Source organism: Arthrobacter sp. R1-13, from assembly GCF_054161475.1.
This window is the reverse complement of the sequence record NZ_CP096420.1, coordinates 3,778,714-3,802,885: the sequence shown is the minus strand read 5'-3', so window position 1 is coordinate 3,802,885 and position 24,172 is coordinate 3,778,714. Positions and strand designations below refer to the sequence as shown.

The following is a 24,172-nucleotide window of genomic DNA, read 5'->3' as shown; positions in this document are numbered from 1 at the left end:
GTAGCAAGGGTTGGTGAGAGTTTCTGGAAGTTTTTACAGCTCGGAAACATGCTGTTTTCCTGAGTGGGGCTTTCGTTCGGGATTGAAGGAAAACGCCGTAACTTAAGAACTTCCTATTGCCATTGAGTGAAAGTTGGTTTTTACTAAATGGCAGACAAGGTGATTCAGGCCACTTGAGAGCAGGCATGCAGTGGGAGCAGATTCCTCCACCCGGACGGTTGAAAGGGCACTTGCCCTGCTAAGCGCAGTATGCACAGACGGTGCCCTCAGCCTGAGTGACGCAGCGCGCGTCGCAGACCTGTCAGCCAGCACGGCACTTCGCCTTCTGCGCACCCTCGAAGCCAGTGGGTTCGTATCCAGGGACGAAAGCGGAAACTTCCGCCCTGGCGCCAGCGTGATCCAGCTCGGGGCTTTGGCCCTGGGCCACGAATCCCTGGTGTCACTGTGTACCCCCGCGATGAAAGGGCTTGTAGCCAAGACCGGCGAATCCTGTTACCTCAGCATTCCCGGACCTGGCGATACCGGCATCTACATAGCCATCGTCGAAGGCACGCACTCCGTCCGACACGCCAGCTGGGTCGGAAGAAGCATCCCGCTTGAAGGCTCGGCTGCGGGGCAGATCCTCACGGGGCGCCAGCCTGACCGGGGCTTCGCAGTTGTTCGAAGCGGCGTTGAGGACGATGTAACGGCCGTGGCCGCACCCGTCGTAATGGGTGGTCGGACGGTGGCCGCGATGAGCATCGTGGTGCCCAGTTACCGGCTGAACGAAAAGAAGGCTTTGCACATCGGAGAGGAACTGGTGGAGGTCGCGAGCAACATCCTCACACCGCCCTCCGGAGACCATGAAATGCCCCAGGAAAGCATGGAAGCAAAATGATCAAATTTGAAAATGTCACCAAGGCGTATCCGGACGGTACGCTCGCCGTCGACGGGTTGAATCTCGAAGCCCCTACAGGCAAGCTGACCATTCTGGTTGGTCCCTCAGGCTGTGGCAAGACCACTTCCCTGCGGATGATTAATCGCCTTATTGAGCCGACCAGCGGCACCATCTATCTCGATGACCAGCCCACCTCCGGCATGGACCCGGCCCTGCTCCGCCGAAGGATCGGCTACGTTATCCAGCACGCGGGCTTGTTCCCGCACCGCACCATTGTGGATAACGTCGCCACCATGCCGCTGCTGCTTGGGGAGAGCCCGAAGAAGGCCAAGATCCGCGCGCTTGAGCTTATGGAGCGGGTCGGCTTGCCAGCCAGTTTTGCAAAGCGTTATCCTTGGCAGCTGTCCGGCGGGCAGCAGCAGAGGGTCGGCGTTGCCCGTGCCCTGGCTGCGGATCCTGCGTTCATGTTGATGGATGAACCCTTCAGCGCCGTGGACCCTGTAGTCCGGGCGCAGCTGCAGGACGAATTCCTGAGGCTGCAACGGGAGATCGGCAAGACGATCATTATGGTCACCCACGACATCGACGAAGCCCTCAAGCTCGGCGACCAGGTGGCGGTGATGCGTGTCGGTGGGCACCTGGCCCAGATGGCCGCGCCCGCTGAACTGCTGACGGCGCCAGCGGATGACTTTGTTGCCGACTTTGTTGGCCGCGACCGGGGTTATCGCTCCCTGGGATTCACCGATTCTGCGGGCGCCGTGGACATTCGCGATGAGCCTGTCGTCCAGCTCGGTGCCCCCGTCGAGGAGGCACGAATCAAAGCCTCCGGGGCCTGGGTCCTGGTCGTCGACGACGGCCGGAAACCACTTGGGTGGGCACAGGTCGAACGGATCACCGCTGAAGTACGGCACGAGCACCTCAACCTGAGCGGGACGTCAGCCTCTTCGTCAGGGAATATGCGTCAGTTGCTGGATGCGGCGCTGTCCTCGCCCAGCCGTCGCGGCGTCGTCGTCGGCCCTGCCGGCGAACTGCTGGGAACCGTGACGGCCACTGACGTCATCAAGGCGATCGAGGCGGAACCGCATCTGGAGACGGCGCGATGAACTTTGAATGGCTTGGCCGCCAATCGGACAACATTGTGTTCCTTTTCGGCTGGCACGTCCTGCTGGCAGTAACGCCGCTGATTCTGGGACTGCTCATAGCGCTCCCGCTTGGATGGTGGGCACGCCGCCAGCGTTCGGTCTATCCGTTCCTGGTGGGACTGGCCGGGCTCCTGTATACCGTGCCGTCGCTGGCATTGTTCGTCCTGCTGCCGCTCGTCCTGGGAAGCAAGATCCTGGATCCCATCAACATCATTGCTGCGCTGACCATCTACACCGTGGCACTCCTGGTCCGTGTAGTGGCCGATGCCCTCGACTCCGTCCCGGAAGACACGGTCCAAGCGGCGAAAGCCATGGGCTATCGCGGTTACCAGAGCTTCCTGAAAGTGGAGCTTCCGGTCAGCGTTCCTGTCATCTGCGCGGGCCTTCGAGTGGCGGCTGTCTCCAACGTCAGCCTCGTGTCCGTTGCTGCGCTGCTGGGGATTCCGCAGCTCGGATCCCTCTTCACCCAGGGATTCCAGCTGCGGTTTTTCACTCCTATCATTGCCGGCATCGTTCTGTGCGTCGTCCTCGCAATGATTCTTGACGGGCTCATTATCCTGCTCAACCGGTGGCTGACACCGTGGACTCCCAAGGTGGCGGCATCATGATGAACTACCTGTTTGACCCTGCACACTGGACCGGCGCCGACGGAATTCCAACCCTGATCGGCGAACACCTCCTTTACTCCCTCATCGCGCTGGCCATTGCCGCCGCGCTGGCCATTCCCCTCGGCATCTACATCGGAGTCACTGGCAAAGGCGTCTTCATGATCGCCGGCCTCGCGAATGCACTGCGTGCGCTTCCCAGCGTGGGCCTGCTGATTCTGTTGGTTCTGCTGATCTCGCCGGCCTTTCCGTCCAAGATGGGCTACGTTGTGCCCAGCCTGATCGTGCTGGTCCTGCTGGCTGTCCCTCCCATCCTGACCAACACTTACGCCGGTGTGCGGGCTGTTGACTCCGCCGCCGTTGACGCTGCCAGGGGCATGGGGTTCCGCAGGATGAAAATCCTGACCGATGTCCAGCTTCCCTGTTCCCTTCCGCTGATGTTGTCCGGGGTGCGCAGCGCGCTGCTCCAGATCATTTCCACCGCCACCATCGCCGCCTACATTTCGCTCGGAGGACTTGGACGGCTGCTGATCGACGGCAAAGCCCAGAACGACTTCAGCCAAATGGTGGCCGGTGCCGTTCTGGTGGCCTTGCTTGCCCTGTTCTTCGACCAACTGCTTGCTTTCATCACGCGGCGCGTTGTCTCACCCGGACTGACCCGCCGCACTCTCAAGACTGTAACCAGCGTGTCCGACGCCCCGGTGATCCCGGCCGCCGCCTGACAAGTCCGGCCTTCAAGGGGCCTCTCTCTTCCTCTTCCTCGTTTCGCTGACGTATTTTCCTGGCCACAGCCTGCCCTAAATTAGGAGATTTCCATGAAAAAGTACCTGACCGGATTGACATTGGCTGCCGCAGCAGCCCTCACTCTGAGCGCCTGCGGGGGCGGCGACCCACTCAGCAGCTCCACCAACCAGGCTCCGGCAGATGCCGGATCCAGCATCATCGTCGGGTCCGCTGACTTCCCCGAGAGCCAGCTGATCGCCAAGATCTATGCCGAAGCCCTGAAGGCGCAGAACGTCCAGGTCCAGGAAAAGTCCAGCATCGGCAGCCGTGAAGTCACCATCCCCGCTCTGAAGGACGGTTCGATCGACCTGATGCCGGAATACGGTGGGGCACTGCTGCAGTACCTCGATGCAGAAACCAAGGCATCCTCCTCTGAGGACGTCGCCAAGGAACTCGTCACCAAGGTCCCCGCCGGATTGATAATGCTTGAGGCCTCCGAGGCGGAGGACAAGGACGTCTTGTCGGTGAAGAAGGAAACTGCTGACAAGTACTCGCTCAAGACCATTGGGGATCTCCAGCCGGTTGCCAAGGAGCTCGTGCTCGGCGGTCCGCCGGAATGGAAGACGCGAATTAACGGTGTTGCCGGCCTGAAGTCCGTCTACGGCCTGGAATTCAAGGAATTTTCAGCGCTCGACGCCGGTGGTCCACTGACGCTCAACGCCCTGATTTCAGGCCAGATCCAGGTTGCCGACCTCTTCAGCACCGATCCCGCCCTGACAGCCAACAACCTTGTAGCCCTGGAAGACGATAAGAACCTCTTCCTTTCGGAGAACATCGTTCCGATTATCAACGAAAAGAAGACCACGGACACCGTTAAGGACGTGCTGAACAAGGTCTCCGCCGCCCTCACCACCGAAGACCTCATTGAGATGAACGGGCGGGTGGCAAAGTTCGAGGACATGGGTGAGATCGCCAAGGAGTGGCTGAAATCGAAGAACCTGGTCTAGGCAAGAAGTTACTGAAGGAGACATCTATGACCGCCGATTTCACTACCGGTGCCCGCCCGGTCAAAGCTGCCCGCGGCACCGTGTTGACTGCTAAGTCCTGGCAGACTGAAGCTCCGTTGCGGATGCTGATGAACAATCTGGATCCCGAGGTGGCTGAGCGTCCTGATGATCTGGTGGTTTATGGCGGTACGGGCCGGGCCGTCCGGTCCTGGGCAGCATTCGACGCGATCACCCGCACGTTGGAGACCATGGAGGCGGATGAGACGCTGCTGGTCCAGTCGGGTAAGCCTGTTGGTGTGTTCCGTACGAATGAGTGGGCGCCGCGGGTGCTGCTGGCGAATTCGAACCTGGTGGGGGATTGGGCGAACTGGCCCGAGTTCCGCCGGCTTGAGGCCGAGGGTCTGATGATGTACGGGCAGATGACGGCGGGTTCGTGGATTTATATTGGCACGCAGGGCATTCTGCAGGGCACGTTTGAGACGTTCGCTGCGATCGCCCGGAAGCTGACCGGGGACGAGGACGGCACGCTCGCGGGCACGTTGACGTTGACCGGGGGGTGCGGCGGAATGGGCGGGGCCCAGCCTCTGGCGGTGACGCTGAATGAGGGCGCGTGCCTGATAGTGGACGTCGACGAGACCCGGTTGCGCCGCCGTGCGGGCAAGCGGTACCTGGACGAGGTGGAAACGGACCTGGACGCCGCGATTGCCAAAGTCCTGGCGGCCAAGGAGGAGCGGCGGGGCTGGTCGGTGGGGTATGTGGGGAACGCCGCGGAGGTGTTCCCGGAGATCCTGCGCCGGCACAATGCGGGCGAACTGACGGTGGACATTGTCACGGACCAGACTTCCGCGCATGATCCGCTGTCCTACCTCCCGGAGGGCATCTCCGTGGCGGAGTGGCACCGTGAGGCCGGGGCGGATCCGGAGGGGTTCACGAAGAAGGCCCAGGCCTCGATGGCCAGGCATGTGCAGGCTATGGTGGAGTTCCAGGACGCGGGGGCGGAGGTCTTTGATTACGGCAACTCGATCCGGGATGAGGCCCGCAAGGGCGGCTACGCCAGGGCGTTCGAGTTCCCCGGCTTCGTTCCGGCGTATATCCGGCCGTTGTTCTGCGAGGGCCTGGGCCCGTTCCGCTGGGTGGCGCTTTCCGGCGATCCCGAGGACATCCGGGTCACCGATGAGGCCATCAAGGAACTCTTTCCGGAGAACAAGCACCTGCACCGCTGGATCGACGCCGCGCAGGAACGGGTCGAGTTCGAAGGCCTCCCGGCGCGGATCTGCTGGCTCGGTTACGGGGACCGGGCCAAGGCAGGCCTGCTGTTCAACCAGCTCGTCAGGGACGGCAAGGTCAAGGCCCCCATCGTGATCGGCCGTGACCACCTGGATTCCGGCTCGGTGGCTTCCCCGTACCGGGAGACCGAGGCAATGGCTGACGGTTCGGACGCGATCGCGGACTGGCCCATGCTCAACGCGCTGCTCAACACCGCCTCCGGGGCCACCTGGGTCTCGCTGCACCACGGCGGCGGTGTGGGGATCGGCCGGTCCATCCACGCCGGGCAGGTCTCCGTGGCGGACGGCACCGACCTCGCAGCCCAAAAGCTCGAACGGCTCCTCACCAACGACCCCGGCATGGGCGTCATCCGCCACGCCGACGCCGGCTACGATCGCGCCCTCGACGTCGCCAAAGAACGCGGCGTCCGCCTCCCAATGGCAGAGGCCCCAGAAACCCGCTAACCAGGGCCCACACCCCATATCGATTGCTCCGTAACCGCCGTTTAGACCCACCAAAAGGCACCTACGCAGCAATCGATCCCAAAAAGAAGGAATCATGTCCCTCCTGGAAATCGACGGTGCCACTCTTGCCCTGGCTGATATAGCCTCAGTCGCTGCGGGGGGAGTGGAAGTCCATCTGACCCCAGATGCAATACAGCGGATGGAATTTTCTCGGCGGGCGGCCAGGGAAACTGCGGCCAGACGGCCAGTGTATGGGAGGTCGACGGGCGTAGGTGCGAACCGTTCAATAGCTTTGGAACCGGAGAACCTGGCGGGAGGGCAGCAGACTCGGCACGGGATCAACCTACTGCGAAGCCACGCCGCGGACGCAGGTGAAGCCTTGGGTCCGGAGATTGTCCGGGCCATGCTGGTGGTCAGGTTGTCACAGCTGGCCGCGGGGGCCTCGGGAATCGATCCGGCGATAGCCCAGGCTCTCGTGCGACTCCTGAATGACGACACGCTCCCAGAGGTTCGCGAGTTCGGCGGCATCGGCACGGCGGACCTGCCCGCCCTGGCCGGAACGGCCTTGACTTTGTTGGGGGAGCGACCCCCAATGGGAGACGGCCGGCTCCGCACCAGGCTGGACGTTTGGGATTCGGGTGACGCGCTTCCCTTCATCAGTTCCAACGCACTCACTATTGCGCGCGCTGCCTTGTCGCATCAGAGGCTGGAGCGTCTGCTGCACAACGCTGTCACCATCAGCGCGTTGTCCTTTATTGCGCTATCCGGAAACGCCGAGGCTTTCAGCCCAGCCGTCGCGGCAGCGGCAGACACCAAAGCAGTCGCAGTCGCCGCCAACACCCTGCGATTACTCGTTGAGGGGCGCGGTGCTCCTGCACGGATTCAGGATCCTTACTGTCTTAGAACCCTGCCCCAGGTGTTCGGGTCGCAATTGGAAGAGCTCTCGTCGCTCAGAGAGCTTCTCGCCCGTCTGGTCGTGGCCGGACATGAAAATCCCATGGTCCACGGATGGCAGACCGATGGAGCCAGTAACGTGTCCCACCATGGCCTGTTTCAAATGACCAATTTGGCCCGGCGGATCGATACTCTTCAGATTGCGGTGGGATCCGCCTGCGCCACCAACCTGCGCCGGATCAACCTTCTCTGCGATCCCGCCCACACGGACCTGAACCGGTTTTTGGCTGCGGACGACGCAGGACAATCAGGCGTCATGGCCCTCGAGTATGTTGCTGCGGCAGCGGTTGGCCGCATTCGAGCCAATTCGCATCCGGCAAGTCTGCAGACTGTGGTTCTTTCCCTTGGTGCCGAGGAGGATGCCAGCTTCGCTAGCGTGGCCGTTGAACAGCTGGAATCTACTGTGCAGGCCCTTCCGACAGTCCTAGGGATTGAGCTCCTCTGCGCCATTCGAGCGATCCGGCTCCAAGGGCATCGGATAGACAATTTCAGTAGCCCGCGACTCAAAGAGATGATGGCCGCAGGTCTGGATTTGGATAGCAACATTGTCGATCGGGATCTCCGGAAAGACCTCGATGCGGCCACCAATATCGTCCTCCGTGATCTCGGCGCGTAAGGACAGCGTAGTGCCGCCAGGCTATTCCCCGGTCAGCCCGTCTATTGATTCGCGGAGGAAATCGGCGTGGCCGTTGTGCCGGGAGTACTCCTCGATCATGTGAACCAGGATCCACCGCAAGCTCGGTCTTGTGCCGTCCCGCCTGGCGCGGCTGGCCAACCGGTTCAGCCCGCCGTCGGCCAGCGCCTCGGTAGTCAGGGAGCGGGAGCGGTCGACGGCGTCCTGCCACAGAATGCGGAGATGCTCGGGAGAGTCCGCGCCGGCCGAATGCCATTCCCAGTCCCGGTCCGCCTTCCAGTCCACAGTGTCCCAGGGCGGCTGCGGGTCCCGCCCGAACAGCGATTCGGAGAACCAGCTGTCCTCGACATAGGCCAGGTGCTTCAAAAGACCGCCGAGTGTCAGTGAGGATGGCGCCACAGTAGCGCTAAGGCCGGCGGAGTCCAGCCCGGAGCACTTCCAAGCCAGGGTGGCGCGCTGGAAGTCGAGGAACCCCAGGAGGGTACCGGCCTCGTCGCCTGCAAGAGGAGGTTCGGGGCGGCCTTGTTCGTCAATGTCAGTCATGGTTGGTGAGCCTATCGGCAATGAGGGTGGAAGCCGACCCGCCGTCGTGACCTTGTTTGCCTCAAAACATGGTCACGACACGGCGAGTCTCCGCTCCAGGGGCCAGTTCAGCTTGAAAGAAGGTCACGACCGCGCCCTAGCTGACTTTCTCATCCCAACTGCTCCAGGGGATCAACTGCACGGAATCCAGCGCGGCGAGATCTCCCGGGACAGAATCCCGTCGTCGTTCTGCTTCCCGGGGCAGCCCCACCCTCGCCGCCTTCGAGAGCGGAAGGATCTGGAGGGTGACGTCGGACGCGGGCGTGATCCCGGCGTCGTGAATTTCCAGGACCCAGGGCGAGCCATCCCAGTACCTGTCCGCGACCGGGACGCCGTCAACGCGCAACTGCGCGATGTCTCCGGCCCAGGCGATCTCCAGCTCGGCATGCTCCCCACCCGAAAAGATCTCAGCAGGCACTCCAACCTTGTAGGACATAGAGAGGGCATCGATGGTTTCCTGGGACGGGGCAGAGGCACGCCCGGCCGAAGAGCCGAACGTGTCCGGTACCGGTTGGGAAGGACGGAGGAGTTCGACGGCGGGACGCAGTACCGGGGGAGCGGACAAAGCACCTTCCACCGGGACGGCTTCAAAGGAGGCCGACGCCGGGTTGTAGCGCCGGACGTCAGGAACACCGGCGGACCGGCCGGCAAGCTGTCCGCTGGCCGCGACCCACACAGGTTCTTCCGAGAGGAGAAGTTCCCTTCCAGCAGCGGTATCCACAATCCAAGCCTGATTGGCGGATTCAGGGGACAGGACCAGGATGTTGAGCGCAGCGTCCGCCGAGCTGGCCTCGAGCACAACCGATCCGCTGGCAAGGACGTTGCCGTCGATAACAGACGTATTGCTGGCCGAGCCATCGACAGGGCCGCCGAGCGACGTACCCTCCGGCAGACGAAGTTCCACTGGAATTCCTGCTTCGGCAGCGAGTACCAGGGTCGGCGAGGTGTCCGGGCCGAGGATTGTAAGCGGCGAGGCCGTGGCCCATTCGAGGGTCACCCCGCCGACTTCCAGGTTCAGGGGCCAGTGCGCAATCGTGCCGGGAGGAACGGTGACAGGCCGGCTCGGGAAAGTCACTGAGCCGGCATCCAAGGCGACCTCGAAGCGCGCGCCGGCATGGGGAGTCAGCGGGATGTGGGGCTGATGCCAGGTAATGAACACGAAACCGGAGTGGCCGTCGCTGCGCAGGGCCCAGCGCAATGTGGAAGTATCGTCGATCCCCTCCGGCAGCGTATCCGGCAAGGTGGAAGGCATCCGGGCAAGGCGGTCCCCGAAGGCTGAGAGAAAGGCGTGCTGCTTCCTGAGTTCGGCAAAGCTTGCGCTGAGCCTGCCGGAGGCGCCGATCGGGGCGTGGAAATCGTAGTCGAAGCGCGGCAGATCGTTGGGATAGCCGGTGGCATGGGACTCCTGGAGGTTGTCGGCCGGGTTGGCCCCGCCGGCAAACATGTAGTAGCCCTGCCAGGCCGAGCCGTTGCCGATCTTGTTGTGGGCAACGGCGGCAACGTCCAGTGCCTGTGGCCATGGTCTGCGTTGGTAGGCCGTGGCCATCCCCCCGGCAAGCTCGCAGGTGGCGGCCGGGTACAAGGGAGAGGGGATCCGGGGCTTGGCAGGGTCCGCACCTGTATCACTTGAGCCAAGGTGTACACGCAGGTCGGCCCCGATCCCGGGATCGTCCCAGACATGGCTGAAGAAGAAGTGTTCCCGGAACGTGGGGTCCCAGGGGGAGTCCGCCTCCACCCAGAAGCCGTCGCCGTATCCGCCGAACAGCGGCAGGACCTCGTCATGGGGGAGGTCGGCCCCGCCCCACGCTGTCGCTGTCCAGATCGGCGCGTTCAGGCCTGCCATCCGGGCCAGCTTCTTGAGCTCGGTGATGTGTTGCGGTTCGGTATACAGTTCGTTCTCAATCTGGATGCCGATGACGTTGCCCGACGGTCCCATGACGCCATTGAGGTGGGTGCCGAGCTGGCTGAACCAGCGTGCCACGAGCTGAAGGTAGGCAGGATCATTGGTGCGATGCCTGACCTTGGCGGCCTGCAGCCAGTCCGGGAACCCGCCGTTCCGGACTTCGCCGTGGCACCAGGGGCCGATGCGCAGGACGACGTCCAGCCCGATCAATTTACACAGTCGCACGAAGGCGGTGACATCCAGGTTTCCCTCGAAACCCACCTCGCCCTCGTGCTGTTCGTGGTGGATCCAAAAGACGTAACAGGCGACGACGGTGACGCCGCCGGCCTTCATTAGCCTGAGACGCTCCTCCCAGCGCGACCGGGGGAGCCGGCTGAAGTGGATTTCCCCCGAGACGGGGATGCAGGGCCGTTGCAGGACTTCAATGAAGCGGTTGGTCAGCCGGTACCGTTCATGCTGGTCCACCGTGTTGCTCATTGCCGGTGACATGAGCGGCGAATCCCAAGGTTTGTGCGAGACATGAAGGGACCTGTCTGCACTTGGCGACATCAAAGCGGCCATAGATCAATCTCCTTTGAGGTTCATCCCCGGCTTGCCAACTCGGGGTGTTCGGCGATCAGGCGGAGACGCCCCCGGCGTCACCGAGAGGTCCGGGAGGACAGCCGCCGCAGCAATGATCGCGTTCCGCAGCCCGGCGAGAACAGCTGCAGGGCAATCCATGCGACGGCGTCGGGATCGATGGTCACTGGCCGTCCGGTAGTGCGGGGAGCAGCGGTCAGGAGGTCGTCGTCGTTCATCCCACCAGTATTCACGCTTGCCGGAATCATGGATAACTTCGCCCCCATCCACGAGGTGGACGACGCGATGCGGGAAAGAGTCTTCAACATCAACGTAACGTCCGTCCTGCGCCTGACCCGCGCCGTCGTGCCGCTGATGCTTGAAGCGGGAACAGGTTCAGTGGTTAACGTTGCCTCCGAGGCCGGACTCAGGGGCTCCGCGGCCGGGGCGACCTACACGGCCTCAAAGCACGCCGTGGTTTGCCTCACCAAGAACTCCGCCGTGATGTAGGGCCCAAGGGCCTGCGCTTCAATGCTGTTGCGCCCGGACCGACCATCACCAACATCCAGGCGTCCTTCGGGTCCCAGCTGGCTTTGCCGGGAAGGGAACCGGACTCAGCCGTGCAGCCGCCGGTAGCTCGCAGCGGCAGCAGGATGAAGTGGCACCCCTGCAGTATTGATCAGTGTTTCCGTGCTGAGGAACTGCACACCAAGACTGGATCTGGGAATCAGTTCCTGAGCATGACCAACCAGCAGCTCCACAGTCTTCGTCACCGTCTGGTCATCCAGATCACGCCTGCAGAGGAGCAGGTTCGCCACGCCGAGGGTCCCTACCGCAGGAGTCCCTTCATAACTGCCTTCCGGGATGAGGACCCGGTCGTAAAAGGCACCGAATTCGGCGCGCATGGCCGGGATGAGGTCTGAGAGGTCAAGGAACCGGAGGCCGAGTTCTCCGTTTGCCGCGGTAATGGCTGCAGTGGGTACTCCACCTGACCACAGCATGGCGTCGACCGAACCGTCCCGGAGGGCGGCCAGTCCTGCGTTGAGGCCCAAGGTCAGCTCCTTTACGGGCTCGTGGGGTCGAGGGTTGTTTGAGGAAGAGCCACCGGACGGTCCGCCCAGCCCCGCTGCCTGGATAATCCGGTGGGCGGTGAAGGACGTTCCGGATCCCCTCGCACCGATGGCTGCCGTCTTGCCTGCGAGATCCATCAGGCTGAGGATGCCGCTGTCCCGCCGCACCACGCAGTGGACGTAGTTCTCGTAGACCTTTCCGAGGGCCACTATCCGCCCTGGATTCCCGTTACCTGTGTTCGTGTTCCCTGCTTCTGAGGACGCTTGCTCTACTGCCGCATCGGCTAGCGCGACGGCAAAGTGCGCCTCTCCGGCAATCAGCCGGGCGATGTTTTCGAGACTGCCTCCAGTGGTCATAGGGATGGCATTATGGGCAACACCGTGGCGCTGCAGCGATTCGGCAAGCAAGGTGGAAAATTCAAGGTAGAAGCCGCCGGGCTCACCGCCCGCCACCGTCAGATTTTCCGGTATCTCCTCAGGACTGCAGGCGCCCAGAGCCGGAAGGATCAGCCCGGCAAGCCCGAAGGCCACCGCGGTCCGGAGCACTTTACGCCGCGGTAGTTGCACATTGGCCTGCCGGAGGTGGCTGCCCGCGAGGTTACGCATGGGCTGACCCGTCCGTTGGAGTCGTGTGGGGAAATTCCAGGCGGGCGACCAAACCACGTGGATCCCCTTGCGTCAGTCTCAGGCTCCCGCCGTTGGCGCCGGCAAGCCGGGACACGATAGCCATGCCCAGTCCGTTACCGCGCAAATGCCGGTGTTGGGGGGAGCGCCAGAACCGGCCGAGCGAAGCGGTCCTTTCATCTTGCGAAAGGCCTGGGCCGTCGTCGGCGATCTCGATGACCAGCTTCCGGGGGAGCAGGCGGATGCCTGCCATGATCTTTGCGCCGGGGGCATACTTGATCGCGTTGTTCAGAAGCTCGCCCACCATTTCCGCCAATTCCGTGGCGTTGCACGTAAGCTCAACCGATCTCTCCGGAGTCTCGAGAATTAACGGGCATCCGGCCCGCCGAGCCGCAGGGCCTGCCCGTTCGACTTCCTCCTGCAGCACCACCCACGGATCAATGACAGTTTCGGGCTGGGGGACGGCCTGCCCGATGGTGCTCCTGGCTACCCCCACGGAAGCCCGGTGTTCGGCTGCTGCGAGCTTCAGGACGCCGTCGAGGATTTCTTCCACGCGTTCCAGCTCGTCGACGACTCCCGTCACCGCTGACTTTTCGGTGCTGTTCCGCAATTCGAGCTCGAGCAGATCGATCCGCAGCCTCAGGGCTCCCACCGGGTTGCGCAACTGATGCGAGGTGTCGGCAATGAGCTTGCGCTGGGACTCGATGCTTTCCGTGACCGTCTCCGCCATAGTGGTGAAGGAGTGGCTCAGTTCCCGCAGCTCCGGGGGGCCGTCTTCCGGGAGCTGGCTGGTCCTCCCCGTGGCCGCAAGTTCTCCCACCGCGGTGTTCAGGCGATGAATCGGGCGCAGTACCCAGCCGGTTACCCTGCTGGCCAGGAGGAGAAGGATAGCCTCCAAGCCTGCTGCTCCGAGTCCGATGCCAAGCCAGCGCTCGCGCAGCTTCTGCCTTGCGGCGTCCTGATTCACTTCGAGGACAGCTTCACCGAGGACCTGGTTCGCGCTGCCGAACGATCTTGAGATCACCTCGGAGCCGCTTTCAAGGGGAAGCAGGGGTGGCAGGGTTGTGTCGGTCAGGTTCAGGCTTGCGCGGGATATCGCGTTGCGGACATCCAGGCGGTCCTCATCCAAGTCTCCGGACCGCAGCGTCTTGTCCTGGAGCCGGATGATGATGCCCTCATCGTAGAGCTCGGAATACCGGTCCATCTCCCTCTGGAGCTTAGTGAAGTCGCCGTCCAGGGCTGTATCGGAGGCAAGCTGGGCGAAGCGGTTGAGCGACGATACCCTGTTGATCTGGAGTTCTTGCGTCAGCTCCCTGCTGGCAGACGTCACCAGGGCGTAGGACACGACGATCACCATAACCAAGGACAGTAGGCTCAGGACACTGAGCACCCGCAACCTCATGCCCGTTCCGCTTCGATCCGGTACCCCACACCGCGAACATTGATGATGAAACCGGGCAGGTCCAGCTTCGCCCGCAAGCCCGTCAGATGGACGTCAAGGCTACGGGAGGACGCCATAAAAGCATCGCCCCAAAGGACGTCAAGGATCTGCTCCCGGGTGACTACCGATCCCGCATGCTGGACCAGCAGTGCCAGGAGGTCGAACTCGGTTGCGGTCAAGGCCAGTACACGAGGTCCGACGGCGGCGACGCGGCGGTCGAGGTCGACGTCGAGCTCTCCTACCACAAGAGTGCGGCTCGGCGTGTCTTTCGTCCACGCCGCCCGTCTGGTGACAGCTTCGATTCTGGCCAGCAGCTCCACGAGCTTCACCGGTTTGACCAGGTAGTCATCGGCGCCGAGCCGAAGGCCCAAAACCACGCTCCGCTCATCGTCCCGGGCGGTAAGGATCAGAATGGGGCACCGGGTCACCTGGCGGAGCTTCCGAAGGACGTCGAGTCCGTCAAGGTCCGGCAGTCCCAGGTCCAAGAGGATGACGTCGAAGTTCCGGTGGGCCAGCAGAGCATCTGTTCCACGGGAAACCCTGGTTGCCTTGTGCCCGGCTGAGACCACGGCTGCTTCGAGCGCAGACGCCATGGCGTCGTCGTCCTCGACGATGAGCAGTTCCATTGCCTGGGTCTCTTTCAGCTGGGTGAGCACCTGCAGACCACATCGTAGGTGGAACCTGCCCCCATTACCTAAGTCCGGAGCCGGCATTACCTAAGGAAGTGTTAGGAAAGTGGAATTTACCTTGGAAGTGCTCCCCGTCACGCATAGCTTGGCTGGTGTCCTCATCTTTCCGGGGACATTCAACGTCGAGGAGGAACCATGAGCAACGATGCCATGGACAGCACCAACCCATCGGGAAAGCCGCTGATTACTGCTGACCAGCAGCGCCCGTCCGGCCTTGTCAGCCACGCGGACCGCATTGATGACGACGGCGGACGCCCTGCCAAATGGCGCATCATCGGCCCTGGGCTGGTTGTGGCCGCCACCGGCGTGGGTGCGGCTGACATGGTGGCCACTCTCGTGGCCGGTTCCCGCTTCGGATACGGGCTATTCTGGGCAGTCATCGTTGGCGTGGTCCTGAAAATCATCCTTGTAGAAGGAGCAGGCCGCTACACTCTGGCAACCGGAAAAACGATTTTCGAGGGATGGCGCTCCCTCGGCAAATGGACTACATGGTACTTCGGTCCCTACATCATGATCTGGGGCTTCGTATACGGAGCAACAGCCATGTCCTCCGCTGCCCTGCCTCTGGCAGCAGTGTTCCCCATCCTGCCGCTATGGGCGTGGGCCATCCTGATGGGCCTGGCCGGTTTTGCCATGGTGTGGTGGGGTAAGTACGCCACCTTCGAGAAGATCACCGCCGCTTTGGTGGGCCTCATGTTCATCAGTGTCGTGGGCCTGGCCATCATTGCGGCGCCGAACATTCCCGAGATGCTCACCGGCCTGATTCCCATGATCCCGGAGGCAAAGGATGCCGTTTTCTACACGCTGGCGTTGGCCGGTGGCGTCGGCGGCACTATCACCCTTGCCGCGTACGGATACTGGCTGCGGGAGAAGGGCTGGTACACCCCCAAGTGGATGAAAGTCATGCGAATCGACAACTCGATGGCCTACGTCATGACCGGTATCTTCGTGATTGCGATGCTCATTGTGGGTGCCGAGGTTGTCCGCTCTGCTGGTGTTTCGCTCAGCGCGAGCGACGAAGGCCTGCTGGACCTCTACGATGTTCTGAAGGCAGAATACGGCGATACCGTGGGGGCAGGGTTCCTGATCGGTTTCTGGGCGGCTTCCTTCTCCTCAATCATTGGCGTCTGGAACGGTGTCTCCCTGATGTTTGCTGACTTCTGGGGCAACATGCGGGGTAAGGAATCAGGCCATCCGGATACCCGGGTGGGTGGAAAGTACTTCAAGTTCTATATCCTGTGGCTGACGTTCCCACCCATGATTCTCTTCGCGCTGGGCCAGCCCATCGGCCTGATCCTTGCGTACGGCGCACTGGGTGCACTGTTCATGCCGTTCCTCGCGCTGACCCTGCTGGGCCTACTCAATGGCAAGAGGATCCCAAAGGTTTGGGCCAACAAGCTGCACACGAATATCGCGCTGGGGATCTGTGCCCTGCTGTTCGTCATCCTGGGGATCCGCCAGCTTTGGACCTCCCTTTCGCCGATCTTCGGCGGTTAGCGGGGTAGCTGCCCATATTAAACGCAGAGTACGACGGCAGAAGCGCCCGCCGTCGTACTCTTTGCGTTTCAAAGGCTAGTGATGGCCCACTTTCGTGGTGCCAAACATGAGGGTCTGGCGGCTGACGTCGTAGAAAACAGTATGGGCAGTGGACAGGAGATCCTGAAGGTTGTCGGCGTCGTCGGCTTCGATCGTCAGGAATTCCTCCCAGGCCCCGGCGTCCAGCACCAGCTGGAGCGTCCACGTGCCACGTTTTCCGGCGTCTCCGGCTATCCACGTGAACTGGTAATGGCTGACCTGGCGCACCTTGATGCTGTCATCGGTCACAGGCTGTTTTGGAGTGGGGCTCATGGTTGTTCCTTACCGGCTGCACCCCAGCCGCACAGCCTAGTAGCTGGTTTCTTGCAGGTCCCGATCACCGCAGGGCAGACTCGACTCTGGCCTGCGGCCGGAGCATTAATGTAGCTCCGCTCCCGTTGTCCTGTAAATGCCTCGCGGATGCCAACAGCCGTCAAGGCCTCGGCGGGTAGGAGTGAGTCCGTCTCCTGTCCGCTCGAAGTCCTTGTCAGCCGGCAGATGTTCCGGGGGCGGTGTAAGCGCCCCGCTGGCACTGATGACCTCAGCCCAGAGGGCGTGCATAGGGGACGAACCTGAGGGCCAGATCGTAACCCCCACTGCCCCGCCAGAAGCGCAGACCCGCGTGAGATCAGCGACAGCTGAGCGTGGATCCTCTACATGGTTCACCACGAAACCCGGGTCAGGGTTCGATGGCAGTGACTCGTGCGCCCAGGACGGAAGCGCGGGCCGCAAGGGTTCCCGTACCGCAGCCCACATCCAGCAAGCCCCTGCCGCCGAGACCGCCGATGGCTTCCCCTACCGCATCGAGCAGTGGCGTGACGGTTCCGGCGCACGGACGTGCGAAGCTCCTCGAATACGGAGCGGCTGTTCCTGACCAGTTTTTTACGCGCTCCCCTTCTGGACGATCAGCCATGAGTCCTCCCTGTTCGATCCGTCCTGCGTTATCCCGCCCGGTCTGATTGCGTCCAGTCTCATCAATGGCACTCGGGATAAGGATTTCACACCGCCTAAGCTGCCTCCGGCTCTTTTTTTGCGGGCACGCTTCCGCGTCTTGGCGCGGTGGAGGAGATCGCGTCGTTGCCGGTGGGCCGCGCGTTGGGGAGCAGCGTGTTGGGGAGCACTGGGTAACGCTGTGCCGGGGAGTGGTGTGCCGGGGAGGGGTGGGGCGGTGGAGTGGTAGGTGTGGCCGGTGGGGGTGTGGAGTTCGGTGGTGTGTCGTGGGCCGGGGTGGGTGTGGGTGGTCCAGCCGGTGGTTTCTTTGGTGTGGTTGCAGGCTTCGCAGAGGCCTTGGCCGTTGGTTGTGGTGGTGGTGCCGTTTTGGTGCCAGGGGATGATGTGGTCTACGTGGCGGATGGGTGCGTCTGCAGTAGGGGGTGCGGCAGGTGTGGTCGCGGGCCTGGATGAAGCGGCGGAGCCTGGGTGGGAAGAGCCGGGCGCGGGAGTCCATGGCGATCAGGTCGCCGGTGCCGGGGGCGGTGTAGAGCCGGCGGAGCCAGACGTTCAGGGGCTTGTTTGTGTTGGGGACGGTGTCGGGAGTGGCCTCGAGAGCTTGCCCGGGGTCCGTGGGGTTGAGCGTTTTGTTCGTGGAGTTGAGAGCGTTTTGGCTGGGCCCCGTGTGCCCGGGGTCCGTGGGCTGCAGGTGTGTGGGGTGGATGGTGGTGCGGGCCCAGTGGGCGGGGACGATGCCGTAGCCGGGCAGGCGTGCGGGTTCGCTGTGGCTTTGGAGGAGGGTGCGGTCGGTCATGACGAGTTGGATTTCGATGCCGGTGATCCCGCCGGGGGTTCCGGTGATCCGTTCGACGAGGGTGTCGGCCATGATCTGCCCGCGGGACCGGGTATCCGAGCCGGTCTCCCCGCCGGTGCAGGTGTTGGTGGTGGTGAGGGTGTCGGCGTGGCGGGTGAGGGCGGCGTGGACGGCGACGCCTGCGGTGACGGGGAGCAGGGCGGTGAGGTAGGTCATGGTGTCCGGGGCCGGGCGGAGGCTGACGTGCCGGTCGGTGTGGGCGTTCGCGGCGCGGGTGACCAGGGAGCGGGGATCGATCCGGTAGGCGGCGGTGCGGGCCGCGGCGATGAGGGCCCGGTCCCCGAGCCCGGAGAGCGCTCCGGTGTCTGCGGCGAGTTCTTCATCGACCGCGCACCTGTCCTGGGCGGTGAGGCAGGCTGTTTCCCTGGCCAGGAGGTTGGCGCGCCATTCGTTGAGCTGTCCGGTCTGCAGGGCGGTGAGGGTGTGGGGCATTTCGGTGGCGAGGGCTTTGGCCAGGCCGAGGAGCCGGCCGCCGCGGGCGGGGGACTCGCGCCGGGCCAGGGCGATCTGCGCGGCCACGCCATTGCCCAGTTCGGCAGCAGGCACCCCGGCCTCCCGCTGGGTGCGGCGCTGGTCGGCGTCGAACGCCACGGCGATGCGGGCCTGCAGTGCGGCTGCGGCGGATTTCAGGTCCTCCAGCTCCCGCAACTGTTCAATCATGCCCACGCTGTTACCGCAGGGACGCACCCGTGCCAGGGCCAACAGCACGGCGCCCACTTTCACAGCACCCACAGACGCGACGCCCACAGACACATCGCCCACAGGCACGTCCCCCGTGGACGTGCCGCTGCCCGCCAAAGCGAGTACCGCCGTCGACCCCTGCATATCCCCCATGAAAAGAGTCTTTCAGCGACCACCGACAATTTAGCCGGGGCGTCAACGCCTACGTTCCAGGCACCTCGACGCCGGGCACTTCAACCCCCGGGGCAAGCTCGGACGACGGCGTAAGCCTCCAACGACCGCTGGCAGGTTCGTGGCTGATGACCGTGGAGTAGCCGCCGTTGCCTGCTGCGTCCATGGCCTTGAGTAAGGCGTCGAGCATCTGGCGTGCGTGCTCCATTCTCTCGGCCATGGTTCCCTCAAGGTCGCTGTCATCGATGAGGGGGTGGGCCTTGCCACCCGCGACTACTTTCACTGAATATCCGATTTCCTCGTGGAGGGACCCACGGGAACAACCAATTTCAGTGACCTTATCTGCCCGAACCAAGCCATTGCTGATGGTGCGGAGCCACACATCACCCATTGCTCATCCTTTGGTCTAGCTACCAAACGGAACTCATCCCCAAGCACACCGTAGCCCCGAAAGTCGTGCCACCGCATCCCCGCCCGAGAAGCGCTTTTGCCTCCGGGCGCATGGGCTCCTGTCCAACAAACCCAAGCGGACGACGTCGGAACTTTCCGAGGTCAATATCTTGCGTATAAATTGCGTAAATTTAGCTCAATTAGTTTGGTAGAAGATGATCTCATTTTGCCAATTTGCTTCATAAGATTTGAGTTTTCGCTGTAAGAATCAGGCGAAATGTGTGGCCAAAAAGACCTATAGGGATGGATTCATGCGTGCTGGGGCAAATTGTCATGTTGAATTATGCGTGAAGGCCGCGATCCCTGCATTTGATGCTTAGGGGCGGGCGCTATCGGCCAGCCGGTAATTCGATTATTACCGTGCTGGTTCCGGCGCACAACGAGGCCGCGGGAATCGGGGAGACCATTAAATCCCTAACAGGCCAGACCTGCGTCCCTCACCGGGTAATTGTTATAGCAGACAACTGCACTGACGACACAGAGGCGATTGCCTTGGCTCATGGAGCAGAAGTGATCAGGACTGTGGGCAACACAGACAAGAAAGCCGGTGCCCTAAACTTCGCGCTTGCAGGCGTCCTTCCTGGCTTGGCATCGGATGATCTTATCCTGGTGCAGGACGCGGACTCACAGCTCTCCCCTGACTTCATTGAAAGGGCCGTCGGCCACCTGTTCGCCGACCCGTTTCTCGGCGCTGTGGGTGGGGTGTTCAGCGGAGCAACCGGCGGTGGGTTTGTAGGTCACCTGCAGCGCAACGAGTACGCCAGGTATGCGAGGGATGTTAAGCGGCTCAATGGGAAATGCCTCGTTGTCACCGGCACAGCGGCGCTGTTCCGGGTGCTGACCCTTGAACACGTTGTGGAGGCGCGGCTGGAAGGAACCCTCCCTCCGGGGAATGGCTGGGGTGGGGTGTACGACACCACCGTGCTGACCGAGGACAATGAGCTCTCCTTCGCGTTGCTGACACTTGGTTACAGGATCAAGTCACCGGCGGACTGCACCCTGGTCACGGAGATCATGCCTTCCTGGCGGCAACTGTGGGGACAACGGCTTCGGTGGAAGCGTGGAGCTGTGGAGAACTGTGTCCAGTACGGCTGGACCAGAGTCACGCGGCCGTATTGGGGACGGCAGCTCTTAGCAATGACCGGTGTCCTGGTGACCCTTATTTACTTTGGCACGATCGCGTTTGCACTGGGCACGGGATCCGGGTTGCACCTGCACCCCTTCTGGCTCGCCGTGACCGGTGTCTTCGTGATCGAACGTGTAGTAACAGTGCGGCTCAGGGGATGGAAATACATGCTTGCGGCCGCAACGATGTACGAACTGGTGATCGACCTGTTTTTGCAGGTGGTCCACTCGAAGGCCTATTTAGATGCAGCCCTGAACAACAAGAAAGCTTGGTAGAGAGATCTATGTATAACAACGTAGCGGCCCCCGCGGCAGCAGGAGTAGGGGCCGGAACACTGGCATTGACTGGCGCCGGGGATATCCTCTGGCTTGGTTTGGCAGCCTTTGCCTTGGTCGCCCTGGGTGCGGCAATCAAGCGGATTGTTCCTGTGAAAGCCAAGTCTGAGGTCTAATCAGCAAAGTACCTCAGGAACTGCCCGGGGTGGCCCCAAAGCGCTTAGCCCCGGGCAGTTGCTTGTATACCAATTCCTCATGCGTTCGGATGCTCACGGTATTTGAGCATCCGGCCGAATCGCAAAGCTGATAACTGATAGTGGCGCTTCCCTTGAACTTGTTGACGTAGCTGCCGGTGTTGGGCACGCTATTCCGGACTCCGTTCACGAGCAGCGTGACGGTGGTTCCTGCGGCCCCTGTCCAACGGACGGTGGTGTTGTTGACGCCTTTGACCTTTGCGTTGACTGCACTCAGCTTGATGGCCGAGACCGGAGCAGGTGCCACCGCTGCAGGTGTGAACGAGAAGTCCCGAATGATCACCGACTCCGGTTTGATGCGGGCAGGATCGCCTCCGCCGCCGCCAGTTACCCACAGGTTGAAGTGGATTTGTTCCTTGGCGGGCTTGGGAACCGTGGTTCCCTGCAGAATGGTCCGTTTCAACAACGGCCCTGTATACCCTTGACCGGCATAGGTCTCGAAGGTCAGCTTGCCAGGCTCCCAAACCATTTTGTGGGTGAGGATGGGATCGCTGGTGGTATTAAAAACTACGGTGTTGTTCCCCTGACCGGGGGGCTTGCTCGCGTCGAACCAGTAGCCATGGGCTTGGGTTACGGGCCAGGATTCGCCATAGCTTGCTCCGCCTCCCCAGGCAGAAGCCTCACAAAGGTCAATCTCGTTGTAGCCCGGCGCAGCAAGAGGATCGTAAGTAAACAGGCACCCCCACACGACTTCCTTTTGGAGAAGGCTCACGTTCTTTTCCACGGTGGTGCTGTACGTTCCGTAGCCGAAGCCCTGGCGTGTGGACTGGAATTCTGCGCCTACGGGGTCCCCACCAGTGGGATTCGTCAGGCTCATGGTGATGTGGCCGTTAGCGTCGGGATTGCTGACATTATTTGCACTGAACAGCTTGTTGTACTGCGGGGCGCCACCCCAGAATCTCTTCTCCCAGTTGAAGCCCTTCCAGGCGAAGCTTCCTGCCGGCCCAGGATCTGATGACATCGGAGTTGTATCTGCCGCTTGGGAAGAACTCACAACGGTAAGCATAGTGAGGCCGGAAACCAGAACCACTGCCAAGGGTCTGACCACCCGCGAAGACCTGAGACCGGACAAACGGGACCTAAAAAAAGACGACATGCACGCCCCCTATTGCGTTGGCGCTCCCCTCGAGCAGCCTCGTGCCCCCAGCGAGCACAAGATGATCATCAATCAACGCAGTCGCTAAACGCAATAGCAGATGGATAAGTTGAGACCGGTAATTTCGCTCAAAAGTTTGCACAAGATTCAGCCTTAACTCAAGAACTACTCAAGATTAAACTAGAACGGACAAGAAATCAATTATCGTGTGTAGGCTCATTTCTGCACCCCAGCGATCCCGATAATGGAATGCCAATCCCGTAGCGATCTTTGCAGCGACAAAGGATGAAGCGCCCGACGGCGCAGCACGGTGCAGCACACAGGCTTATTTATCTGGGTCACATTCTCGTGCGTTCATTCATGCGCCCTGGACTCTGAGACCAGACATTATTAGGGATTGTTGGATCAAAGGCTGGGAGCAAAGTGGTGAATCGCGGCGTTGCTGTGGTTGTAGAGGACGACGACGACATTCGGGAGTCGCTGAGGGACATCCTCCGGCAATCCGGATTTACCGTCCATACAACTTCATCGGGAACGGAAGGCGTGGAAGCGGTCCGGAAGCACAACCCGGTTCTGGTCACCATGGACCTGAGCCTTCCCGACTTCGACGGGATCGAGGCGTCACGGCGCATCCGGACATTCAGCTACGCCTACCTCATTATGGTGACGGGAAGAGTGGACGAAGCCGATGCACTGATGGGGTTTGGCGCCGGCGCTGACGACTACCTCACCAAGCCATTCCGTCCCCGCGAGCTTCGGGCACGGATTGCGGCGATGCTCCGGCGGCCACGGTGGTCAATCATGGAACCGGCCGTCATGGAACCCGCTTCGATGGAGCGCCAATCAACGGAACCTGCGATGCCCGAACCTGCCCTGTTGCAACCGGTGTTGCAACACGCAGGGGCACTGCCCGCCGTCATGCAGTCCGAAGTGAGGCTCCCCGCCGTCGGACATTCCTTTGGGACGGGGGAGGCGGATGAGTTCCGCGACCTGGAGCACCGCGGGCTGACTGTTAACGAGGGCACGCGGACGGCAACGATTGATGGCAAGAAGGTGGACCTGACTCGCACTCAGTTCAATCTGCTCCTGGTGCTTATGGAAAACGGGCGCCGTGTCCAGAGCAAAGAGGAACTGGTCCGGAGGCTCCGCAACGATCCCTACGGCTCGGGTTCCTACGTCAGCACCGCCGAGGAGCGCGTCGTCGAGGTGCACATGGGGAATCTGCGGAATCGCCTCGGTGATGACCCCAAGGCGCCCAAATGGGTGGAAACAGTCCGCGGAGTGGGTTACCGGCTGGCTCCCTAGGTGAGTACACCTAGCGCTGGGCGTGCAGGGCCGGTGAAAGGAAAGTGCTGATCCGGTCCAGCACGGCGTCATCCCGCAGCGGCCCGTTGTGCCCCAGCCCATGTGTGACCACCAGGGTTGTGAATGCGTGGGCAGCGAGCAGGGCGTGCGCCTGGTCCAGCCCGATCATCGTATCGGCGTCGTCATGGAGCACGAGCCACGGAACTTCGACGGGGAGCGGCGCCGTGGCCGAGAGACTCGTCCAAATATCGGTACTGCCAGGGAACAGCCGGCGTTCCGTACGGCGTCGAACCGCGAGCACACTTGAGCGGCTAAGCCCGAGCTTGTGTGCGAAGCTCTGCAAAAGATACTCGAAGTCGGCCGCACCGTTCACCGTTACGAGCCGTCCTACGCGCACACCTCCCCGAATGGCGAGGGCGGCGCTCGGCGTCCCGAACGAGTGCGCAACGATCGCCTCGAACCCGTCGTGCTGGCGGCCAAGCTCGGCAATGATGCCCGCGTAGTCGCGGACATCGGTTCGCAGGCCGCTGGATTCGCCGTGCGCAGGGGCATCAAAGGCCACGATCGTCCGTCCCGCCGCGCGTAGCTCCCGCACGAGGGGAGCAAAGGCAGCGGCACGGCTTTGCCAGCCGTGGACCAGCAGCACTGCTCGGGACCCGGTTCCCCAGCGATAGACAGCCACGCGCCGGCCCCGCATACGGATGGTGGATCTTCTGGCGTGCTCCATAACGTATCGCTCCGTTTCATGCACGGGCTTACGCTTTCCTGGCCGTACCCAAAGGCTGTAGGCAGTTTCAGCCGCGAGCGGCGGGGCGACAGACTCGAGCAGGCGAAGTGCATGCATCACTGGCGGAAGAGAGGGCGTCTGCGTCGTCATAGTGCTAATATATACACAC

Annotated in this window: 22 protein-coding genes and 2 pseudogenes; 12 read left to right on the top strand and 12 right to left on the bottom strand. The window is 62.2% G+C overall.

Annotation, left to right across the window (positions count from 1 at the left end):
- The first annotated feature begins 190 nt into the window (after positions 1 to 190).
- The 7 genes from M1D88_RS17640 (at position 191) to M1D88_RS17610 (ending at position 7,654) form a co-directional block, all read left to right on the top strand.
- A complete protein-coding gene (locus tag M1D88_RS17640) occupies positions 191 to 877 on the top strand; it encodes an IclR family transcriptional regulator (RefSeq protein ID WP_458112033.1) in 687 nt (228 codons plus the stop codon).
- A complete protein-coding gene (locus M1D88_RS17635; RefSeq protein WP_458112032.1) occupies positions 874 to 1,980 on the top strand; it encodes an ABC transporter ATP-binding protein in 1,107 nt (368 codons plus the stop codon). Before M1D88_RS17640 ends, M1D88_RS17635 begins: the two co-directional genes overlap by 4 nt.
- Complete coding sequence (locus M1D88_RS17630) at positions 1,977 to 2,627, top strand: ABC transporter permease (RefSeq protein ID WP_458112031.1); 651 nt, start codon at positions 1,977 to 1,979, stop codon at positions 2,625 to 2,627. Before M1D88_RS17635 ends, M1D88_RS17630 begins: the two co-directional genes overlap by 4 nt.
- Entirely contained in the window at positions 2,624 to 3,346 is a 723-nt protein-coding gene (locus tag M1D88_RS17625; RefSeq protein ID WP_458112030.1) for an ABC transporter permease, read from the top strand. Before M1D88_RS17630 ends, M1D88_RS17625 begins: the two co-directional genes overlap by 4 nt.
- Positions 3,347 to 3,439: 93 nt before the next feature.
- Complete coding sequence (locus tag M1D88_RS17620; RefSeq protein ID WP_458112029.1) at positions 3,440 to 4,354, top strand: ABC transporter substrate-binding protein; 915 nt, start codon at positions 3,440 to 3,442, stop codon at positions 4,352 to 4,354.
- A gap of 26 nt (positions 4,355 to 4,380) precedes the next feature.
- Complete coding sequence (hutU, locus tag M1D88_RS17615) at positions 4,381 to 6,084, top strand: urocanate hydratase (protein ID WP_458112028.1); 1,704 nt, start codon at positions 4,381 to 4,383, stop codon at positions 6,082 to 6,084.
- 94 nt (positions 6,085 to 6,178) lie between these two features.
- Positions 6,179 to 7,654 carry an aromatic amino acid lyase gene (locus M1D88_RS17610; RefSeq protein WP_458112027.1) on the top strand — a complete coding sequence of 492 codons (1,476 nt, stop codon included), beginning with the start codon at positions 6,179 to 6,181 and terminating at the stop codon, positions 7,652 to 7,654.
- A gap of 21 nt (positions 7,655 to 7,675) precedes the next feature.
- Here M1D88_RS17610 and M1D88_RS17605 read toward each other — a convergent pair whose 3' ends face one another.
- The 3 genes from M1D88_RS17605 to M1D88_RS17595 form a co-directional block, all read right to left on the bottom strand.
- Positions 7,676 to 8,215, bottom strand: coding sequence for a DinB family protein (locus M1D88_RS17605; protein ID WP_458112026.1), 540 nt, complete (start codon positions 8,213 to 8,215; stop codon positions 7,676 to 7,678).
- Between the two features lie 136 nt (positions 8,216 to 8,351).
- Positions 8,352 to 10,718, bottom strand: a complete 2,367-nt coding sequence (locus tag M1D88_RS17600) for a beta-galactosidase (RefSeq protein WP_458112025.1) — start codon at positions 10,716 to 10,718, stop codon at positions 8,352 to 8,354.
- A 77-nt stretch (positions 10,719 to 10,795) separates the two neighbouring features.
- Positions 10,796 to 10,954, bottom strand: a complete 159-nt coding sequence (locus tag M1D88_RS17595; RefSeq protein ID WP_458114621.1) for a hypothetical protein — start codon at positions 10,952 to 10,954, stop codon at positions 10,796 to 10,798.
- A gap of 16 nt (positions 10,955 to 10,970) precedes the next feature.
- Here M1D88_RS17595 and M1D88_RS17590 point away from each other — a divergent pair.
- Positions 10,971 to 11,308 (top strand): annotated as a pseudogene (locus M1D88_RS17590) (SDR family NAD(P)-dependent oxidoreductase); the annotation flags it as partial.
- Between the two features lie 21 nt (positions 11,309 to 11,329).
- On the opposite strand, the gene M1D88_RS17585 reads toward M1D88_RS17590, so the two are convergent.
- Genes M1D88_RS17585 through M1D88_RS17575 form a run of 3 tightly spaced genes read right to left on the bottom strand, consistent with a single transcriptional unit; the run spans position 11,330 to position 14,476 of the window.
- Positions 11,330 to 12,391, bottom strand: a complete 1,062-nt coding sequence (locus M1D88_RS17585; protein WP_458112024.1) for a TAXI family TRAP transporter solute-binding subunit — start codon at positions 12,389 to 12,391, stop codon at positions 11,330 to 11,332.
- A complete protein-coding gene (locus M1D88_RS17580) occupies positions 12,384 to 13,811 on the bottom strand; it encodes a HAMP domain-containing sensor histidine kinase (RefSeq protein WP_458112023.1) in 1,428 nt (475 codons plus the stop codon). Before M1D88_RS17580 ends, M1D88_RS17585 begins: the two co-directional genes overlap by 8 nt.
- The gene (locus M1D88_RS17575) at positions 13,808 to 14,476 is read right to left on the bottom strand and encodes a response regulator transcription factor (RefSeq protein ID WP_458112022.1); all 669 of its coding nucleotides are present in this window, start codon (positions 14,474 to 14,476) and stop codon (positions 13,808 to 13,810) included. Before M1D88_RS17575 ends, M1D88_RS17580 begins: the two co-directional genes overlap by 4 nt.
- A 198-nt stretch (positions 14,477 to 14,674) precedes the next feature.
- Here M1D88_RS17575 and M1D88_RS17570 point away from each other — a divergent pair, with 198 nt between their 5' ends.
- Positions 14,675 to 16,036 (top strand): Nramp family divalent metal transporter, encoded by a 1,362-nt coding sequence (locus M1D88_RS17570; protein ID WP_458112021.1) that lies wholly within the window; start codon positions 14,675 to 14,677, stop codon positions 16,034 to 16,036.
- A gap of 75 nt (positions 16,037 to 16,111) precedes the next feature.
- On the opposite strand, the gene M1D88_RS17565 is transcribed toward M1D88_RS17570, so the two are convergent.
- The 4 genes and pseudogenes from M1D88_RS17565 to M1D88_RS17550 all read right to left on the bottom strand — a co-directional run bounded on the left by M1D88_RS17565 (position 16,112) and on the right by M1D88_RS17550 (position 19,161).
- On the bottom strand, positions 16,112 to 16,387 hold the full coding sequence (locus tag M1D88_RS17565) for a hypothetical protein (RefSeq protein ID WP_458112020.1): 276 nt from the start codon (positions 16,385 to 16,387) through the stop codon (positions 16,112 to 16,114).
- Positions 16,388 to 16,793: 406 nt separating this feature from the next.
- Positions 16,794 to 17,027: a hypothetical protein gene (locus tag M1D88_RS17560; RefSeq protein ID WP_458112019.1), complete on the bottom strand. Its 234-nt coding sequence runs from the start codon at positions 17,025 to 17,027 to the stop codon at positions 16,794 to 16,796.
- A gap of 236 nt (positions 17,028 to 17,263) precedes the next feature.
- A pseudogene (locus M1D88_RS17555) lies at positions 17,264 to 18,743 on the bottom strand (DUF222 domain-containing protein); the annotation flags it as partial.
- A 58-nt stretch (positions 18,744 to 18,801) separates the two neighbouring features.
- Positions 18,802 to 19,161, bottom strand: coding sequence for a hypothetical protein (locus M1D88_RS17550; RefSeq protein ID WP_458112018.1), 360 nt, complete (start codon positions 19,159 to 19,161; stop codon positions 18,802 to 18,804).
- Positions 19,162 to 19,580: 419 nt separating this feature from the next.
- Between M1D88_RS17550 and M1D88_RS17545 the strand changes: the two genes are divergently transcribed.
- Together M1D88_RS17545 and M1D88_RS17540 are read left to right on the top strand one after the other, a co-directional pair.
- Positions 19,581 to 20,621, top strand: coding sequence for a glycosyltransferase family 2 protein (locus M1D88_RS17545; protein ID WP_458112017.1), 1,041 nt, complete (start codon positions 19,581 to 19,583; stop codon positions 20,619 to 20,621).
- Between the two features lie 8 nt (positions 20,622 to 20,629).
- Positions 20,630 to 20,797 (top strand): hypothetical protein, encoded by a 168-nt coding sequence (locus M1D88_RS17540; protein WP_458112016.1) that lies wholly within the window; start codon positions 20,630 to 20,632, stop codon positions 20,795 to 20,797.
- A 13-nt stretch (positions 20,798 to 20,810) separates the two neighbouring features.
- Here M1D88_RS17540 and M1D88_RS17535 read toward each other — a convergent pair whose 3' ends face one another.
- Entirely contained in the window at positions 20,811 to 21,836 is a 1,026-nt protein-coding gene (locus M1D88_RS17535) for a hypothetical protein (RefSeq protein ID WP_458112015.1), read from the bottom strand.
- A 558-nt stretch (positions 21,837 to 22,394) separates the two neighbouring features.
- Here M1D88_RS17535 and M1D88_RS17530 point away from each other — a divergent pair.
- The gene (locus M1D88_RS17530; RefSeq protein WP_458112014.1) at positions 22,395 to 23,276 is read left to right on the top strand and encodes a response regulator transcription factor; all 882 of its coding nucleotides are present in this window, start codon (positions 22,395 to 22,397) and stop codon (positions 23,274 to 23,276) included.
- Between the two features lie 10 nt (positions 23,277 to 23,286).
- Here M1D88_RS17530 and M1D88_RS17525 read toward each other — a convergent pair whose 3' ends face one another.
- The gene (locus tag M1D88_RS17525) at positions 23,287 to 24,153 is read right to left on the bottom strand and encodes an alpha/beta fold hydrolase (RefSeq protein ID WP_458112013.1); all 867 of its coding nucleotides are present in this window, start codon (positions 24,151 to 24,153) and stop codon (positions 23,287 to 23,289) included.
- Positions 24,154 to 24,172 lie beyond the last annotated feature (19 nt).

What these genes read in the sequence shown, in the direction of transcription:
- M1D88_RS17620 (WP_458112029.1), top strand. Translation starts at nt 3,440, where the DNA reads ATGAAAAAGTACCTGACCGGATTGACATTGGCTGCCGCAGCAGCCCTC.
- M1D88_RS17635 (WP_458112032.1), top strand. Translation starts at nt 874, where the DNA reads ATGATCAAATTTGAAAATGTCACCAAGGCGTATCCGGACGGTACGCTC.
- M1D88_RS17585 (WP_458112024.1), bottom strand. Translation starts at nt 12,391, where the DNA reads ATGCGTAACCTCGCGGGCAGCCACCTCCGGCAGGCCAATGTGCAACTA.
- M1D88_RS17600 (WP_458112025.1), bottom strand. Translation starts at nt 10,718, where the DNA reads ATGGCCGCTTTGATGTCGCCAAGTGCAGACAGGTCCCTTCATGTCTCG.
- M1D88_RS17625 (WP_458112030.1), top strand. Translation starts at nt 2,624, where the DNA reads ATGATGAACTACCTGTTTGACCCTGCACACTGGACCGGCGCCGACGGA.
- hutU (WP_458112028.1), top strand. Translation starts at nt 4,381, where the DNA reads ATGACCGCCGATTTCACTACCGGTGCCCGCCCGGTCAAAGCTGCCCGC.
- M1D88_RS17540 (WP_458112016.1), top strand. Translation starts at nt 20,630, where the DNA reads ATGTATAACAACGTAGCGGCCCCCGCGGCAGCAGGAGTAGGGGCCGGA.
- M1D88_RS17610 (WP_458112027.1), top strand. Translation starts at nt 6,179, where the DNA reads ATGTCCCTCCTGGAAATCGACGGTGCCACTCTTGCCCTGGCTGATATA.
- M1D88_RS17535 (WP_458112015.1), bottom strand. Translation starts at nt 21,836, where the DNA reads ATGTCATCAGATCCTGGGCCGGCAGGAAGCTTCGCCTGGAAGGGCTTC.
- M1D88_RS17605 (WP_458112026.1), bottom strand. Translation starts at nt 8,215, where the DNA reads ATGACTGACATTGACGAACAAGGCCGCCCCGAACCTCCTCTTGCAGGC.
- M1D88_RS17550 (WP_458112018.1), bottom strand. Translation starts at nt 19,161, where the DNA reads ATGGGTGATGTGTGGCTCCGCACCATCAGCAATGGCTTGGTTCGGGCA.
- M1D88_RS17570 (WP_458112021.1), top strand. Translation starts at nt 14,675, where the DNA reads ATGAGCAACGATGCCATGGACAGCACCAACCCATCGGGAAAGCCGCTG.
- M1D88_RS17580 (WP_458112023.1), bottom strand. Translation starts at nt 13,811, where the DNA reads ATGAGGTTGCGGGTGCTCAGTGTCCTGAGCCTACTGTCCTTGGTTATG.
- M1D88_RS17560 (WP_458112019.1), bottom strand. Translation starts at nt 17,027, where the DNA reads ATGGCTGATCGTCCAGAAGGGGAGCGCGTAAAAAACTGGTCAGGAACA.
- M1D88_RS17525 (WP_458112013.1), bottom strand. Translation starts at nt 24,153, where the DNA reads ATGACGACGCAGACGCCCTCTCTTCCGCCAGTGATGCATGCACTTCGC.
- M1D88_RS17595 (WP_458114621.1), bottom strand. Translation starts at nt 10,954, where the DNA reads ATGAACGACGACGACCTCCTGACCGCTGCTCCCCGCACTACCGGACGG.
- M1D88_RS17565 (WP_458112020.1), bottom strand. Translation starts at nt 16,387, where the DNA reads ATGAGCCCCACTCCAAAACAGCCTGTGACCGATGACAGCATCAAGGTG.
- M1D88_RS17630 (WP_458112031.1), top strand. Translation starts at nt 1,977, where the DNA reads ATGAACTTTGAATGGCTTGGCCGCCAATCGGACAACATTGTGTTCCTT.
- M1D88_RS17575 (WP_458112022.1), bottom strand. Translation starts at nt 14,476, where the DNA reads ATGGAACTGCTCATCGTCGAGGACGACGACGCCATGGCGTCTGCGCTC.